Source organism: Bradyrhizobium sp. HKCCYLRH3099, assembly GCF_051167855.1.
Classification (GTDB): domain Bacteria; phylum Pseudomonadota; class Alphaproteobacteria; order Rhizobiales; family Xanthobacteraceae; genus Bradyrhizobium.
On the sequence record NZ_JBNPTW010000011.1, the window covers coordinates 115,675 to 129,314 of the forward strand.

Sequence of the window (13,640 nt, forward strand, 5' to 3'; positions counted from 1 at the left end):
CTCAAGCCGCCTTGGGGACGTCGAGCAGACCGCGCCGGCGCAGCAGCGCGTCGGGCTCGGGCTCGCGGCCGCGGAACGCCACGTAGGCCGCCTCCGGATCGAGCGAGCCACCCGAGGAGTAGACGTTGTCGTGCAGCCGCTTGGCGACGGCGGGATCGAAGATGTTGCCGGCTTCCTCGAAGGCACCGAAGGCATCTGCATCCATCACCTCCGACCACATGTAGCTGTAATAGCCCGCCGCGTAGTGGTCTCCCGAGAAGATGTGGCCGAATTGAGTCGGCCGGTGGCGCAGCGCGATCTCCTGCGGCATGCCGATCTTCTCCATCTCGGCCTTTTCGAAGGCACGCACATCCTTCGACGCCGACGCTGGCTGGGTGTGGAACTCCAGATCGATCAGCGCCGAGGAGACGAACTCCACGGTCGCAAAGCCCTGGTTGAAGCGGCGTGCGGCGAGGAAACGCTCCAGCAGGTCCTGCGGCAAGGACTCGCCGGTCTGGTAGTGCTTCGCGAAGGTCTGCAGCACCTCGGGCCGCTCCTGCCAGTGCTCATAGAGCTGCGACGGCAGCTCGACGAAGTCGGTGAACACCGAGGTGCCCGACAGCGACGGATAGGTGACGTTGGAGAGGATGCCGTGCAGGCCGTGGCCGAACTCGTGGAACAGCGTGCGGGCGTCGTCCGGCGACAGCAGCGAGGGCTGGCCGTCGGCGCCCTTGGCGAAGTTGCAGACGTTGATGATCAAGGGCGCAGTGTCGCCGTCGAGCTTCTGCTGGTCGCGCAGCGAGGTCATCCAGGCGCCGGAGCGCTTCGAGGGGCGCGCGAAGTAGTCGCCATAGAACAGTGCCTTGTGGCTGCCGTCGGCTGCCTTGATCTCCCACACCCGCACGTCCGGGTGCCAGACCGGAATGTCCTTGCGCTCGGCGAAGGTGATGCCGAACAGCCGCGTGGCGCAGTCGAAGGCGGCCGCGACCATGTTGTCGAGCGCGAGATACGGCTTGATGGCGGCGTCGTCGAAATTCGCCTTCGCCTGGCGCAGCTTCTCGGCGTAATAGCGCCAGTCCCAGGCCTCGAGCTTAAAGTTGCCGCCCTCCTCCGCGATCAATGCCTGTAGCTGGTCGCGGTCGGCCAGCGCCTTGGCGCGCGCCGGCTTCCACACCCGCTCCAACAGGCCGCGCACCGCCTCCGGCGTCTTCGCCATGGAATCCTCCAGGCGATAGGCCGCGAAGTTCGGGAAGCCCATGATCTTGGCGGACTCCTCGCGCAGCGCCAGGATCTGGCCGATGACCGCGTTGTTGTCGTTGGCGTTGCCATTGTCGCCGCGGGCGGTGAAGGCCTTGAACACCTTCTCGCGCAGGTCGCGGCGGGCGGAGCTCTGCAGGAACGGCTCGACCGAGGAGCGCGACAGGGTCACGATCGCCTTGCCGGGCATGCCGCGCTGTTCGGCCGCAGCCTTGGCGGCGGCAACGAAGCTGTCCGAGAGGCCGGCGCGGTCGTCCTCGCCGAGCTCCAGGAACCAGTCCTGCTCGTCGCCGAGCACGTGGTGGCTGAAGGTGGTGCCGAGCTGGGCGAGCTGCTCGTTGATCTCGGCCATGCGCGCCTTGGCGTCGTCCTTGAGGCCGGCGCCGGCGCGACGGAAACGGGTATAGGTCCGCTCCAGCAGGCGTTGCTCCTCGCCCGTCAGCTTCAGCGTCTTACGGTTGTCGTAGAGCAGCGCGATGCGGCCGAACAGCACGGCGTTCATCATGATCGGGTTCCAGTGCCGGGCCATGCGCAGCGACACCTCCTTGTCGATCTCCAGAATGGCCGCGTTGGAATGCGCCGAGACGAGGTCGTAGAACACCGCCGCGACCTTCGACAGCAGCTTGCCCGAGCGCTCCAGCGCCGTGATGGTGTTGGCGAAGTCGGGCTCGGCCGGATCGTGCGTGATCGCGGTGATTTCAGCGCTGTGGTCGGCGAAGGCGCGCTCGAAGGCCGGCAGGAAATGATCGGGCCTGATCGCGTCGAAGGGCGGTGTCTGGTGCGGGGTGTCCCAGGCCACGAGCAGCGGATTGCTGTGGGCGTCGATCGTGGCGGTCGTCTCTGACATCGGTTCATGCTCCCCGGATCTCGAACGCGCCCCTCTTACCACGGAGCCGGTCCTTTTTGGGTCATTTCCCCTTGAAGGCCGGGGCCATATCGGAGAGATTGCGCCCCTCAAAAGGACCCCGGACCATGAGCGCAGACACGACCTCGAAGCCCGCCCGCCAGATCGCCTGGCAGAGCGTGATCACCGTCATCTCGGCGGCGATCCTGATCGGCGCGGAAGTGTTCGGCGCGGCCTTCGCCGGCGGCTGGGCGCTGGCGATTCTGTTCGGGCTCGGCGACCAGGGCGCGCACATCCTGCAGGCGGTGCTGTTCGCGATCGGCGTGTTCGTGATGATCGGCTTCATCCGCGGCGCACAGCGCATCGAGCCTTTCACCAAGCGCGCGTGAGTGCTGCAAAAACACTGTCCTGCAAGCGTGAACGCGTTACAAATCTTTAAGCTCGCTTAACGTTCGTTCAGCTCGCGACGTCGCTTCCTGTGTCGCGTAAGCACAGGTTAGGGAAATCTTTCCCGGCGCCGAAAAACTCCTTGCGAACGAAATTCAAAACGCATATTTCCCGTTCTGCCCAATTTCGCACGTGCCTGTGGTCGTGTGTCAGTCGGTAGGTATCCGGACAAGAGGCCGGACAGCCGCCAAGGGATGAGGAACCGAGGGGTTCTCGGATCGTTGCGATCAAGATCAGTTCGATCGAGATCGTCATGCTCCAGGAGCCCAGCATCTCTCTCAAGAGATGCCGCTGAAGGTCACCTCCTCTTTTGCAACCGTGACTGGCAGCCGGAGGCGAACCGGCGCACCCCGCTCTCAACGGGGGACGCGACTTAAAGCAACGACGGATCGGGCTTTTTTGGTCTCTACCGGCAGTCCAACGCCGGCGCGGGCTACTGAAAAGGCTTGTCCTTCATTGCCAGGTGTGCGGGCGGGAAATTCCCAACCAATCCACGGCAGCACAATTCGGCTTCGGGTTCGAGGTCTTGTCGCCTTTCCATCGGGCAGCAAGGCCAAGGCACCCGTGTCGGGATCATTTTGAACGGGCCACGTCGCAAACGGGCCGTTTGGAGGGTGCTATGACCGAACGTATCCGGGAATTCCTGCGCAACCGCCGCGAGGAAGGTCTGGACCACGAGCCCTGTCTCGTCGTCGATCTCGATGTCGTGCGCGACAACTACACGAACTTCGCCCGCGCCTTGCCGGACAGCCGCGTGTTCTACGCGGTCAAGGCCAACCCGGCGCCGGAAGTGCTGTCGCTGCTCGCCTCGCTCGGCTCCTCCTTCGACACGGCGACCGTCGCCGAGATCGAGATGGCGCTGGCCGCCGGTGCGACGCCGGACCGCATCTCCTATGGCAACACCATCAAGAAGGAGCGGGACATCGCGCGCGCCTATGCGCTCGGCATCCGCCTCTTTGCCGTGGACTGCGCCGCCGAGGTCGAGAAGATCTCGCGCGCTGCTCCCGGCGCGAAGGTGTTCTGCCGCATCCTGTACGATTGCGCCGGCGCCGAGTGGCCGCTGTCGCGCAAGTTCGGCTGCGATCCGGAGATGGCTGTCGAAGTGCTGGACCTGGCGAAGCGCCTCGGCCTCGAGCCGTGCGGCATCTCGTTCCATGTCGGCTCGCAGCAGCGCAAGGTGAAGGCGTGGGACCGCGCGCTGGCGATGGCCTCGACGGTGTTCCGCGACTGCGCCGAGCGCGGCATCAACCTCTCGATGGTCAACATGGGCGGGGGCTTCCCGACCAAGTACCTCAAGGACGTGCCGCCGGTCGTGCAGTACGGCCGCTCGATCTTCCGTGCGCTGCGCAAGCATTTCGGCAACCAGATCCCGGAGACGATCATCGAGCCGGGCCGCGGCATGGTCGGCAATGCCGGGATCATCGAGTCGGAAGTGGTGCTGATCTCGAAGAAGAGCGACGAGGACGAGCTGCGCTGGGTCTATCTCGACATCGGCAAGTTCGGCGGTCTCGCCGAGACGATGGACGAATCGATCCGCTACGCCATCCGCACCCCGCATGACGGCGCGGACATGACCCCGTGCGTGCTCGCCGGCCCGACCTGCGATTCGGCCGACGTGATGTACGAGAAGCTGCCGTATCCGCTGCCGGTGACGCTCTCGATCGGCGACAAGGTGCTGATCGAGGGGACCGGGGCGTATACCTCGACCTACTCGTCGGTCGCCTTCAACGGCATCCCGCCGCTGAAGACGTATCACATCTGATCCGGCTGCCGTCGCCCGTTCGCGGGTGAGTTAGGCAAGAGCCCCGGGTGGGGCGTTCCCCCGCCCCGACCCTCCCCCGCAAGCGGGGGAGGGAGCGACAGACCGTCCTCATCAACCTGACATCACGTGTTTGCGCGCGGGCGACAGCTCGCGGCGCAGGCCGGGGACTGACGTGCCATGACCGCTTTTCGCATCCCAACGACTGCGCCCCTTCGGACTGCATCTCCGTTCGTGATCCGCGCGGAACGTGCCTCCGACGTCGCGGCGCGCGAGACGCTGCTCGATGCCTGCTTTGGCGACAACCGCCATGAGCGCACCTGCCAGCGCCTGCGCGACGGACGCGCGCCTGCCGCAGGCCTCGCCCTGACGGCGGTTCGCGGCGGCAAGCTCGTGGGAACGCTGCGGTTGTGGCACGTCAGCGCCGGCGGACGCGATGCGCTGATGCTCGGGCCGCTGGCGGTGGCGGCGGAGGCGCGCAGCCTCGGCGTGGGCGCTGCGCTGATGAATGCCGCGCTGATGATCGCGGCGTCGCGCGGCCATGGCGCGGTGATCCTGCTCGGTGATGCGCCCTACTACGCCCGCTTCGGCTTCGAGGCCGCCAAGGCCGCCGCGCTGGAGCTGCCCGGCGCGTTCGAGCGCGCGCGCCTGCTCGGGCTCGAGCTGGTCGACGGCGCGCTGGACGGCGCATCCGGCATGATCGTCGCGACCGGCGCGCCCGAACGCAGAGCCCGCCGCCGCAAGGAGCGGCCGCTGCCATGCGCGGCGTGAGGGCCAAGGCGGCGGCGCAGCCGCCGCGACGGACGTGGCTGCCCACGCTGGTGCTGATCCTGCTCGGCATCATGATCGTCCGCGACATCGTGGTCCGGCGCTGGTCGAGCGGCCCGCCGGCCGGACCCGATATCACGCGGCTGCGTTAGGCATGCCGGCACTGCGCGCCGCGGCCGTCCCGCCAGGGGTTGCGCAGGTGCAGCAAAAGCTCTTTAACCCCCGAAAATCCCCCGACGAGGTGTCCCATGGCGCGCCGCTTGATCTCTACCGGATCACCGTTCGAGAAGACCGCCGGCTACAGCCGCGCGGTGATCGACGGCGACTTCGCCTTCGTCGCCGGGACCACCGGCTATGACTACACCACGATGACGATGCCGGCCGATGTCACGAGCCAGTCACGCAACTGCTTCAAGACCATCGCGGCCGCCCTGCAGGAGGGCGGGTTCGAGATGGCCGACATCGTCCGCGCGACCTACTATCTGACCGACGTCAACGATGCGGATGCGCATTTCGCCGTCTGCGGCGAGGTCCTCGGCGACATCCGCCCCGCCGCCACGATGGTGGTCGTCGCCGCGCTGCTCAAGCCCGAGATGAAGGTCGAGATCGAAGTCACCGCCAAGCGCCGCGGCTCCTAAAGAGCGGCGTAGCGCCTGACGCATCCAATCCACGAACGCGAAAGCACCTGTCCGGAGACCATCCCCTCATGAGCTCGCAGATCCACGCGAAAATCACCGGCCCCATCGTCATGATCGGCTTCGGCTCGATCGGCAAGGGCACCCTGCCTTTGATCGAACGCCATTTCGACTACGACAAGAGCCGCTTCGTCATCATCGATCCGCATGACGACGGTGAGCTCGCGAAGAAGCACGGCGTGCGCTTCATCCAGCAGGGCGTGACCCGCGACAATTACCGCGAGCTGCTGGTGCCGCTGCTCACCGAAGGCGGCGGCCAGGGTTTCTGCGTCAACCTCTCGGTCGACACCTCCTCGGTCGACATCATGACCTTGTGCCGGGAGATCGGCGCGCTCTACATCGACACCGTTGTCGAGCCGTGGGCCGGCTTCTATTTCGACAAGCAGATGGGCGTCGAGCAGCGCTCCAACTACGCGCTGCGCGAGACCCTGCTCGCCGCGCGCCGCAAGAGCCCGGGCGGCACCACCGCCGTGTCGACCTGCGGCGCCAATCCCGGCATGGTCTCCTGGTTCGTCAAGCAGGCGCTGCTCGACATCGCCCGGGATACCAAGACCGAGATCGTCGAGCCGAAGAGCCGCGAAGGCTGGGCGCAGCTGATGCAGAAGCTCGGCGTCAAGGGCGTGCACATTGCCGAGCGCGACACCCAGCGCTCCAAGAACCCGAAGCCGATGGACGTGTTCGTCAACACCTGGTCGGTCGAGGGTTTCGTGTCCGAGGGCATGCAGCCGGCCGAGCTCGGCTGGGGCACGCATGAGAAGTGGATGCCGGAGAACGGCCGCTGCCACACCGCCGGCTGCGGCGCTGCGATCTATCTGCTGCAGCCGGGCGCCAACACCCGCGTGCGCTCGTGGTGCCCGACCCCGGGCGCGCAATACGGCTTCCTGGTGACGCACAACGAGTCGATCTCGATCGCCGACTACTACACCGTGCGCGACGGCGACAAGGTCGTCTACCGCCCGACCTGCCACTACGCCTATCACCCGGCCAACGACGCGGTGCTGTCGCTGCACGAGATCTTCGGCGCCACCGGCAAGATGCAGGAGAAGTGGCACATTCTGGACGAGAATGAGATCGTCGACGGCATCGACGAGCTCGGCGTGCTGCTCTACGGCCACGGCAAGAACGCCTATTGGTACGGCTCGCAGCTCTCGATCGAGGAAACCCGCCGCGTCGCGCCGTACCAGAACGCGACCGGCATGCAGGTGTCGTCAGCCGTGCTCGCCGGCATGGTGTGGGCGCTGGAGAACCCGACCGCCGGCATCGTCGAGGCCGACGAGATGGACTTCCGCCGCTGCCTGGAGATCCAGACGCCGTATCTCGGCCCGGTGAAGGGCTATTACACCGACTGGACGCCGCTGAACGATCGCCCGGGCCTGTTCCCGGAGGATATCGACACCTCCGATCCCTGGCAGTTCCGCAACATCCTGGTGCGGTAAGCCCCCGCTGTCGTCCCGGCCTCGAGCCGGGACCCGGACTCCGTGACGCCCATGAGGCGGGAGGTGGAGCTAACAGCCTGCCTCAAGCCACGCACGATGGTTATGGGTCCCGGCGTTCGCCGGGACGACAGCAGCGTGTGCAGAAGCATGGAGTGTGTAGCCGCTTTCAGGCCCCGCTCTCTCCTCCGTCATGGCCGGGCTTGACCCGGCCATCCACGCAGCCGCACACTCGAAAGACGTGGATGCCCGGGACAAGCCCGGGCATGACGACGTTGAGGCAGAGTGCGAGACAGCGAGCAGTTTCGCTGCAGCGAACTACTTCTTCTCCATCGGCGGCGCGACCTTCTCGGCCGGGGCCGGCGGCAAAGCCGGCTTTGCACCTTCCTGGACGGCAGCCGGATCCGGACGCGCAGGTTCAGGCGCCGGCGTGGTCGGGCGGGTGCCGCCGGGCTTGGATTCGGCTGGCGTCGCCGACGGCTCGGGCGTCGCCTGCGCCATCTGGTCGAGATGGCCGGCCTTGATCTCGGTGAATGAGATGATCGCCACCAGCGCGCCGAGGCCGAGCAGACCGGCTGCAAGCCATAGGTCGCGGCGCAGAGTGCGTTTGCTGTTGATCGGGGCCATCCGTCATCCTCCGCATCGTCCGACGCGCATCACGCCACCTCATGTGGCGCTCGCATCGGATCATGCGCGGGAACAACGGATTGCTAGCGGCGAGGTTCCCATTCGGGCCTGCGCCGCTATGCCCCATTAACCACTGGAACGGTCCCTCAGAGCCGCAGCAGACCCGCCTCGCCGCTCTCGTCCGAGAACGCCAGCCAGGTTCCCGCGGCATTCCAGCCGAGCGCCGCAATCGGCGGTGTCTCGTTCCGGCGCACCAGGATCTCGGCGCCGTCCTGCATCCGCACCATCAGCACGGTGCCGTCCTCGTAGCCGCAGGCCAGGATGTCCTGCTTGGGATGGCAGGCGACAGCGGTGACCTTGGCCTTCATTGGCGCGAGCATCGCCGGCTCCTTGCCCATCGGGCCATCCTTGCCGACGAACGGCCAGAGGATGACCATGTCGGCGCCCGAGGTCGCGAGGAAGCGCCCGCCGCTGCCCCACGACATCGACTTCACCCGCGACGGATAGCCGGTCATGCGCATGTGCCTGGAGTCCGCAAGCCGCCAGCCATGCAGCGCCGCCTCGTGCATCGATGTCACCAGGAACTTGTTGTCCGGGCTGAAGGTGACGCCGAGATGCGAGCCGGCCCAGGCGAGGAATTCCGGCTCGCCGGCCATGTTGGGAAACCACAGGGTCGCGCCGTTGTAATGCGCGATCGCCAGCCGCAGACCCTTCGGCGCAAACGCGAGTCCACCGACGGTCGAGGGCACCTCGAGCGACTTCTCCTCGCCCTTGGGCTGACGCACGAAGGCGGTCTTGCCGATCGACCAGGCGATGGCGCCGTCGGCATGCAGCGCGACATTGTCGATCCAGCGCCGCTTCGGATCGGTGGCGAGCACGCTCACCTGGCCCGCCTTGTCGAGCGAGGAGACCTTGCCGTCATCGCCGCCGAACACGATGCGCGAGCCGTCGGACACCGCCGACAGGATGCCACCACTGGTGACCTCGACCTTGCTGATCTCGCCTTCGGTATCGACGACGGCGACGCTCTCCTCGGTGCCGACGAAGGCGGCGCGGTCGCCGAGATAGTGCACAGCCGTCACGGCCATGCCGAGCGAGACCGGCTTCACCTTGTCGGTGACGGAGACGATGGATGCGGCCTCGCCGCTCTGATCGAACGAGCTCATCAGGAGACGATGCAGCGCTCGAAGCCTTCGCGGATGGCGTCTTCCGGCAGCTCGCGGCCGATGAAGACGACGCGGCTCTGCCGCGCCTCGTCCGGCTTCCACTTCCGCTGGTGATCGCCCTCCAGCATCATGTGCACGCCCTGGAAGACGTAGCGGTCGTCATCGTCCTGGAACGCCAGGATGCCCTTGGAGCGCAGGATCTTGCCGCCCTCGGTCTGCACCAGGTTCTGCAGCCACGGCATGAATTTCGACGGATCGAGCGGCTTGTCGGAGCGCAGCGACAGCGACTGCATCTCCTCGTCGTGATAGTGCTTCAGGCCATGGTCATGATGGTGGTGATGATCATGGCCGTGGCCGTGATCATGGTGGTGATGATCGTGATCGTCGCCCGCGTTCAGGAATTCCGGCTCGATCTCGAGAATACGATCGAGATCGAACGCGCCGCGCTCGAGCACGTCAGCGATCGCCACCTGGCAGCGCTCGGTGCGATGCAGCCGGGCGTACGGGTTGATGGCGCGGATGCGCGCCTCGACTTCGGCCAGCTCCGGCTTGGTGACGAGATCGGTCTTGTTCAGCACGATGACGTCGGCGAACGCAATCTGGTTCTTGGCCTCCGGCGCGTCCTTGAGCCGGTCCGACAGCCACTTGGCGTCGGCGACCGTGACGACGGCATCGAGTCGCGCGTTCTTCTGCACGTCCTCGTCGACGAAGAAGGTCTGCGCCACCGGCGCCGGATCGGCGAGGCCGGTGGTCTCGACGATGATGGCGTCGAACTTGCCCTTGCGGCGCATCAGGCCGGAGATGATGCGGACGAGGTCGCCGCGCACGGTGCAGCAGATGCAGCCATTGTTCATCTCGAACACTTCCTCGTCGGCGCCGACGATGAGGTCGTTGTCGATGCCGATCTCGCCGAACTCGTTGACGATGACGGCGTACTTCTTGCCGTGGTCTTCGGACAGGATACGGTTGAGAAGCGTGGTCTTGCCGGCGCCGAGATAGCCGGTCAGCACCGTAACAGGGGTCTTGCTCGCGTCGGACATGCGCACTCCGAAAACTTTAAGATCGCGTCGACTGGGGATCGCGTCGAAAATGGCTCGAAAGCGCAGAAAGCCGCGAGGGCCAAAACCCTAACGGACAAGCGCGCTCGTCAGGGCCCTTATATTGTGCCTGACCAGGGCAATGTAAGTGGGAACAGGGCCGTTTTCCGCGCTCAGAGCATCCGAATACAGCGTGCCGCCGATCTTGGCGCCGGTCTCGGCCGCGATCCGCCCGACCAGCCGGTCATCGTTGAAATTCTCGAGAAAGACCGCCGGAATCCCGGTTTTTTTCACCTGGCGGATGATCTCGGCAACGTCGCGGGCCGAGGGCTCGGTCTCGGTGGAGACGCCGAGCGGGGCGATGAAGGCGACACCATAGGCGTCGGCGAAATAGCCGAAGGCGTCATGGGTCGAGATCACCTTGCGCCGCTCGGCCGGGATCTTGTCGATCTCGGCGCGAACCTCGCGGTCGAGGGCGGTCAGCTCGGCCAGGTAGCGCTCGGCGTTGGCCTTGAACGTCTCGGCGTCGGCGGGATCGACCGCGACGAGCGCATCACGGATGTTCTTCACATAGACCTGGGCATTGCCGACCGACTGCCAGGCATGCGGATCGGCCTCCGAACCGCGCTTGCGCGGCGTGATGCCGGCCGTCGCCGTGATGATCGGCGCCTTGCTGCCCGAAGCCTGCTGCAGCCGTGGCAGCCAGCCTTCGAGACCGAGACCGTTGACGATCAGGAGCTTCGCCGCGCCGACCTCCTTCGCGTCATGCGGCGTCGGCGTATAGACGTGCACGTCGCTGTCGGGCCCGACCAGCGAGGTCACGCCGACCTTGTCGCCGCCGACCTGGCGGACGAAGTCGGCCAGGATCGAGAAGCTGGTGATGACGGGCAGTTTGGTCTCGGCCGATGCAGGGACCGTGAGCGAGAGCAGCAGGGCGAGGACGGGGAGCAGACGTGTCATGGGCATCAACTTCAGGCTTCGAGGTGGCGTCCCGGAAACAGTTGCGGAAGCACGCCGCCCACGCGTCCGAACAGAACCGAGCCGAGATAGAGAACGGACGCGACCAGGATGATGGCCGGGCCGGAGGGAATGCGGGTCTGGAACGACAGCACCAACCCGATATAGCCGGACACGATCGCGGCTCCGACCGCGATGCAGATCATCGACGTAACGTCGCGCGACCAGAACCGCGCGATGCCGGCGGGCAGGATCATCAGCCCGACCGCGAGCAGTGTGCCGAGCGCCTGGAAGCCGTTGACCAGATTGACCACGATCAGGCCGAGAAAGATCAGATGCGCCGGCGCGCCGGCGCGGCTTACCGTGCGCAGGAAAAGCGGATCGACGCTTTCGACGACGAGCGGTCGATAGATCACCGCGAGCACGACCAGCGTGATCGTGGCGTTGGTGGCGACCATCAGCAGGGTCGGGTCGTCCATCGCCAGGATGTTGCCGAACAGCACGTGCAGCAGGTCGATATTGGTGCCCTTGACCGAGACGATGGTGACGCCGATCGCCAGCGACGCGAGATAGAAGGTCGCCATCGAGGCGTCCTCCTTCAGCCCGGTGGAGCGCGAGACCAGGCCGGACAGCAGCGCCACCGCGAAGCCGGCGACGAGGCCGCCGGTGGTCATCGCAAACAGATTGAGTCCCGACAGCAGGAAACCGATCGCCGCCCCCGGCAGGATGGCATGCGCCATGGCGTCGCCGACCAGGCTCATGCGCCGGAGCATCAGGAACACGCCGATCGGACCGGAGCCGAGCGACAGCGCGATCACGGCCGCGAGCGCGCGGCGCATGAACTCGAAATCCGAGAACGGAGCGAACAGGACCTCGCGCAACATCACGCCGCCCGCGAGGCTTGCGCGGGCACGCAGGGGGCGGCGGTGTCGTCAAAGGCCTCGCACATCCGGCGCGCCTGCGAGAGATTGTCCGTCGTCAGCACCTCGGCGGTCGGGCCCCAGGCCACCGCCTCGCGCGCCAGCAGCAGGGTCTGCGGGAAGTGCGCGCGCACCATGTCCATGTCGTGCAGCGCCGCCAGCACGGTGCGGCGCTCGCCATGCCAGTGCTCGATCAGTTGCAGCAGGTCGGCCGAGGTCTTGGAGTCCATCGCGTTGAAGGGTTCGTCGAGCACGATCACCCGGGCGTCCTGCAGCAGCACGCGCGCGAACAGCATGCGCTGCATCTGGCCGCCGGAGAGCGTGCCGATGCCGCGGCCCTCGAAGCCGGTGAGGCCGACCGCGGCGATGGCGTGGGCGATCTTGTCGCGCGCGGCGGCGCCGATGCCGCCGAAGATGCCGGTGCTGCGCCACAGCCCGGTGCTGACGAAGTCGAACACCGAGATCGGGAAGCTGCGGTCGATGTCGGCGATCTGCGGCAGATAGGCGATCTCGCGCGGCTTCAGCCCGGCGGCGGAGATGCTGCCGGCGAGCGGCTTCAGCAGCCCGACGATGCCGCGAAACAGCGTGGACTTGCCGGCGCCGTTCGGCCCGATCACGGCCAGCAGCGCGCCCTCGGAGACCTCGCCGGAGAGGTGGTGCACGGCTGGGTGGCGGTCATAGCCCAGCGTGACATCGCGAAACTGCAACTGCGCCATCGTCCTCACCGCATCGCCAGGATGACGATCACCCACAGCACCGCGCTGGCCGCCAGCGCCGCACCGAGCCGCACCGTCACCGGCATCCGCAGGATCGACCACGGCGCCGGCTGCGCCGGATGCGGCGCGGCGGGACCGTGGCTGTGGGCATGGCCGTGATTGTGGCCGTGGCCATGCCCCTGCGCGTCATGCGCATGGCTGTGGCCATGACTCGGGAAGGCGGACTGGGTCATTTCGTCATAATGTTACATTATAACGTCACGCCTGTCCACCGAGGGCAAATGGCGCCTTGACCTTCCACCGAGGGATATTGGCCCACATCCGGCTAGGTATTTTCCTCGGCCCCTGGATCGCTTCGCTGCGCTCGCGATGACGGATGTCGTGGTCATGCCCGGTGCCGCCTCACCGGTCATGGCGAGCATTCTGCCGGAACGTTGCTCCGTCATCGCGAGCGCAGCGAAGCGATCCAGGGGCCAAGTTAACAGTCGAGCTTCTTCACGCGGGAGCGACGCACCTCAGCTCAACACCCTGACCAGCGCCAGCCCGGCGAACAGCCCCGCGATCGAGATGCCGACGGAGCCGAGCACGTAAGCCGCCGCCAGTCCCACCGCCCCGCGTTCATACAGCAGCGCCGTATCCAGCGAGAACGCCGAGAACGTGGTGTAGCCACCGAGGATGCCGGTCATCAGGAACAGCCGCCAGTGCTGGGTGGCGCCGCCCTTGAAGGTGAGATAGCCGGCGATCAGGCCCATCACGGTGGAGCCCGTGATGTTGATGATGAAGGTGCCCCACGGAAAATCGGTGCCGAGTGCGCGGGCGCTCGCCATGTTGACCGCATGCCGGATCGAGGCGCCGCAGCCGCCGCCGAAGAAGACGAGAAAATAGCCGAACAGCTGATTCACGGGAGCACCACCTCGCATGGCATCGACAGAATGAATGCCTGCCTTCGTCTCAAATGATGCAAGACTTTTGCCGCAGCGATCGCATGGCTGCAAGAACCGCCCACGTCACATCAGCGTCAAACACCCCGAGGGT

General features: G+C 66.3%; 15 protein-coding genes. 6 read left to right on the forward strand and 9 right to left on the reverse strand.

Annotation, left to right across the window (positions count from 1 at the left end; genetic code table 11):
* Position 1: 1 nt before the first annotated feature.
* Positions 2-2,083: a M3 family metallopeptidase gene (locus tag ACQR1Y_RS21140; protein ID WP_434879398.1), complete on the reverse strand. Its 2,082-nt coding sequence runs from the start codon at positions 2,081-2,083 to the stop codon at positions 2-4.
* Between the two features lie 125 nt (positions 2,084-2,208).
* Between ACQR1Y_RS21140 and ACQR1Y_RS21145 the strand changes: the two genes are divergently transcribed.
* The 6 genes from ACQR1Y_RS21145 to ACQR1Y_RS21170 all read left to right on the forward strand — a co-directional run bounded on the left by ACQR1Y_RS21145 (position 2,209) and on the right by ACQR1Y_RS21170 (position 7,185).
* On the forward strand, positions 2,209-2,469 hold the full coding sequence (locus ACQR1Y_RS21145; RefSeq protein ID WP_434861600.1) for a hypothetical protein: 261 nt from the start codon (positions 2,209-2,211) through the stop codon (positions 2,467-2,469).
* A 677-nt stretch (positions 2,470-3,146) separates the two neighbouring features.
* Positions 3,147-4,289 carry a type III PLP-dependent enzyme gene (locus tag ACQR1Y_RS21150; RefSeq protein WP_008962716.1) on the forward strand — a complete coding sequence of 381 codons (1,143 nt, stop codon included), beginning with the start codon at positions 3,147-3,149 and terminating at the stop codon, positions 4,287-4,289.
* A 177-nt stretch (positions 4,290-4,466) separates the two neighbouring features.
* Positions 4,467-5,057: a GNAT family N-acetyltransferase gene (locus tag ACQR1Y_RS21155; RefSeq protein WP_434879399.1), complete on the forward strand. Its 591-nt coding sequence runs from the start codon at positions 4,467-4,469 to the stop codon at positions 5,055-5,057.
* Positions 5,045-5,206, forward strand: coding sequence for a hypothetical protein (locus ACQR1Y_RS21160; protein ID WP_434879400.1), 162 nt, complete (start codon positions 5,045-5,047; stop codon positions 5,204-5,206). Before ACQR1Y_RS21155 ends, ACQR1Y_RS21160 begins: the two co-directional genes overlap by 13 nt.
* 96 nt (positions 5,207-5,302) lie before the next feature.
* Complete coding sequence (locus tag ACQR1Y_RS21165) at positions 5,303-5,692, forward strand: RidA family protein (RefSeq protein WP_434879401.1); 390 nt, start codon at positions 5,303-5,305, stop codon at positions 5,690-5,692.
* A gap of 68 nt (positions 5,693-5,760) precedes the next feature.
* Positions 5,761-7,185: a homospermidine synthase gene (locus ACQR1Y_RS21170; protein WP_434879402.1), complete on the forward strand. Its 1,425-nt coding sequence runs from the start codon at positions 5,761-5,763 to the stop codon at positions 7,183-7,185.
* Positions 7,186-7,500: 315 nt separating this feature from the next.
* Here the strand turns inward: ACQR1Y_RS21170 and ACQR1Y_RS21175 are convergent, their stop codons facing one another.
* From ACQR1Y_RS21175 to crcB, 8 genes are all read right to left on the reverse strand, one after another.
* Positions 7,501-7,809 (reverse strand): hypothetical protein, encoded by a 309-nt coding sequence (locus ACQR1Y_RS21175; RefSeq protein WP_434861605.1) that lies wholly within the window; start codon positions 7,807-7,809, stop codon positions 7,501-7,503.
* Positions 7,810-7,955: 146 nt separating this feature from the next.
* Positions 7,956-8,975 (reverse strand): WD40 repeat domain-containing protein, encoded by a 1,020-nt coding sequence (locus ACQR1Y_RS21180; RefSeq protein ID WP_434879403.1) that lies wholly within the window; start codon positions 8,973-8,975, stop codon positions 7,956-7,958.
* A complete protein-coding gene (locus ACQR1Y_RS21185; protein WP_434879404.1) occupies positions 8,975-10,015 on the reverse strand; it encodes a CobW family GTP-binding protein in 1,041 nt (346 codons plus the stop codon). Before ACQR1Y_RS21185 ends, ACQR1Y_RS21180 begins: the two co-directional genes overlap by 1 nt.
* An 87-nt stretch (positions 10,016-10,102) precedes the next feature.
* Positions 10,103-10,972 carry a metal ABC transporter substrate-binding protein gene (locus ACQR1Y_RS21190; RefSeq protein ID WP_434879405.1) on the reverse strand — a complete coding sequence of 290 codons (870 nt, stop codon included), beginning with the start codon at positions 10,970-10,972 and terminating at the stop codon, positions 10,103-10,105.
* A gap of 11 nt (positions 10,973-10,983) precedes the next feature.
* The gene (locus ACQR1Y_RS21195) at positions 10,984-11,853 is read right to left on the reverse strand and encodes a metal ABC transporter permease (RefSeq protein WP_434879406.1); all 870 of its coding nucleotides are present in this window, start codon (positions 11,851-11,853) and stop codon (positions 10,984-10,986) included.
* On the reverse strand, positions 11,853-12,605 hold the full coding sequence (locus ACQR1Y_RS21200) for a metal ABC transporter ATP-binding protein (protein WP_434879407.1): 753 nt from the start codon (positions 12,603-12,605) through the stop codon (positions 11,853-11,855). The genes ACQR1Y_RS21195 and ACQR1Y_RS21200 overlap by 1 nt, the downstream gene beginning before the upstream one ends.
* A 5-nt stretch (positions 12,606-12,610) precedes the next feature.
* Positions 12,611-12,838 (reverse strand): hypothetical protein, encoded by a 228-nt coding sequence (locus ACQR1Y_RS21205; protein WP_434879408.1) that lies wholly within the window; start codon positions 12,836-12,838, stop codon positions 12,611-12,613.
* 282 nt (positions 12,839-13,120) lie between these two features.
* A complete protein-coding gene (gene crcB, locus ACQR1Y_RS21210) occupies positions 13,121-13,507 on the reverse strand; it encodes a fluoride efflux transporter CrcB (RefSeq protein WP_434861611.1) in 387 nt (128 codons plus the stop codon).
* Positions 13,508-13,640 lie beyond the last annotated feature (133 nt).

Coding starts and splice junctions, on each gene's coding strand:
- ACQR1Y_RS21140 (WP_434879398.1), bottom strand. CDS start 2,083: ATGTCAGAGACGACCGCCACGATCGACGCCCACAGCAATCCGCTGCTC.
- ACQR1Y_RS21145 (WP_434861600.1), top strand. CDS start 2,209: ATGAGCGCAGACACGACCTCGAAGCCCGCCCGCCAGATCGCCTGGCAG.
- ACQR1Y_RS21150 (WP_008962716.1), top strand. CDS start 3,147: ATGACCGAACGTATCCGGGAATTCCTGCGCAACCGCCGCGAGGAAGGT.
- ACQR1Y_RS21155 (WP_434879399.1), top strand. CDS start 4,467: ATGACCGCTTTTCGCATCCCAACGACTGCGCCCCTTCGGACTGCATCT.
- ACQR1Y_RS21160 (WP_434879400.1), top strand. CDS start 5,045: ATGCGCGGCGTGAGGGCCAAGGCGGCGGCGCAGCCGCCGCGACGGACG.
- ACQR1Y_RS21165 (WP_434879401.1), top strand. CDS start 5,303: ATGGCGCGCCGCTTGATCTCTACCGGATCACCGTTCGAGAAGACCGCC.
- ACQR1Y_RS21170 (WP_434879402.1), top strand. CDS start 5,761: ATGAGCTCGCAGATCCACGCGAAAATCACCGGCCCCATCGTCATGATC.
- ACQR1Y_RS21175 (WP_434861605.1), bottom strand. CDS start 7,809: ATGGCCCCGATCAACAGCAAACGCACTCTGCGCCGCGACCTATGGCTT.
- ACQR1Y_RS21180 (WP_434879403.1), bottom strand. CDS start 8,975: ATGAGCTCGTTCGATCAGAGCGGCGAGGCCGCATCCATCGTCTCCGTC.
- ACQR1Y_RS21185 (WP_434879404.1), bottom strand. CDS start 10,015: ATGTCCGACGCGAGCAAGACCCCTGTTACGGTGCTGACCGGCTATCTC.
- ACQR1Y_RS21190 (WP_434879405.1), bottom strand. CDS start 10,972: ATGACACGTCTGCTCCCCGTCCTCGCCCTGCTGCTCTCGCTCACGGTC.
- ACQR1Y_RS21195 (WP_434879406.1), bottom strand. CDS start 11,853: ATGTTGCGCGAGGTCCTGTTCGCTCCGTTCTCGGATTTCGAGTTCATG.
- ACQR1Y_RS21200 (WP_434879407.1), bottom strand. CDS start 12,605: ATGGCGCAGTTGCAGTTTCGCGATGTCACGCTGGGCTATGACCGCCAC.
- ACQR1Y_RS21205 (WP_434879408.1), bottom strand. CDS start 12,838: ATGACCCAGTCCGCCTTCCCGAGTCATGGCCACAGCCATGCGCATGAC.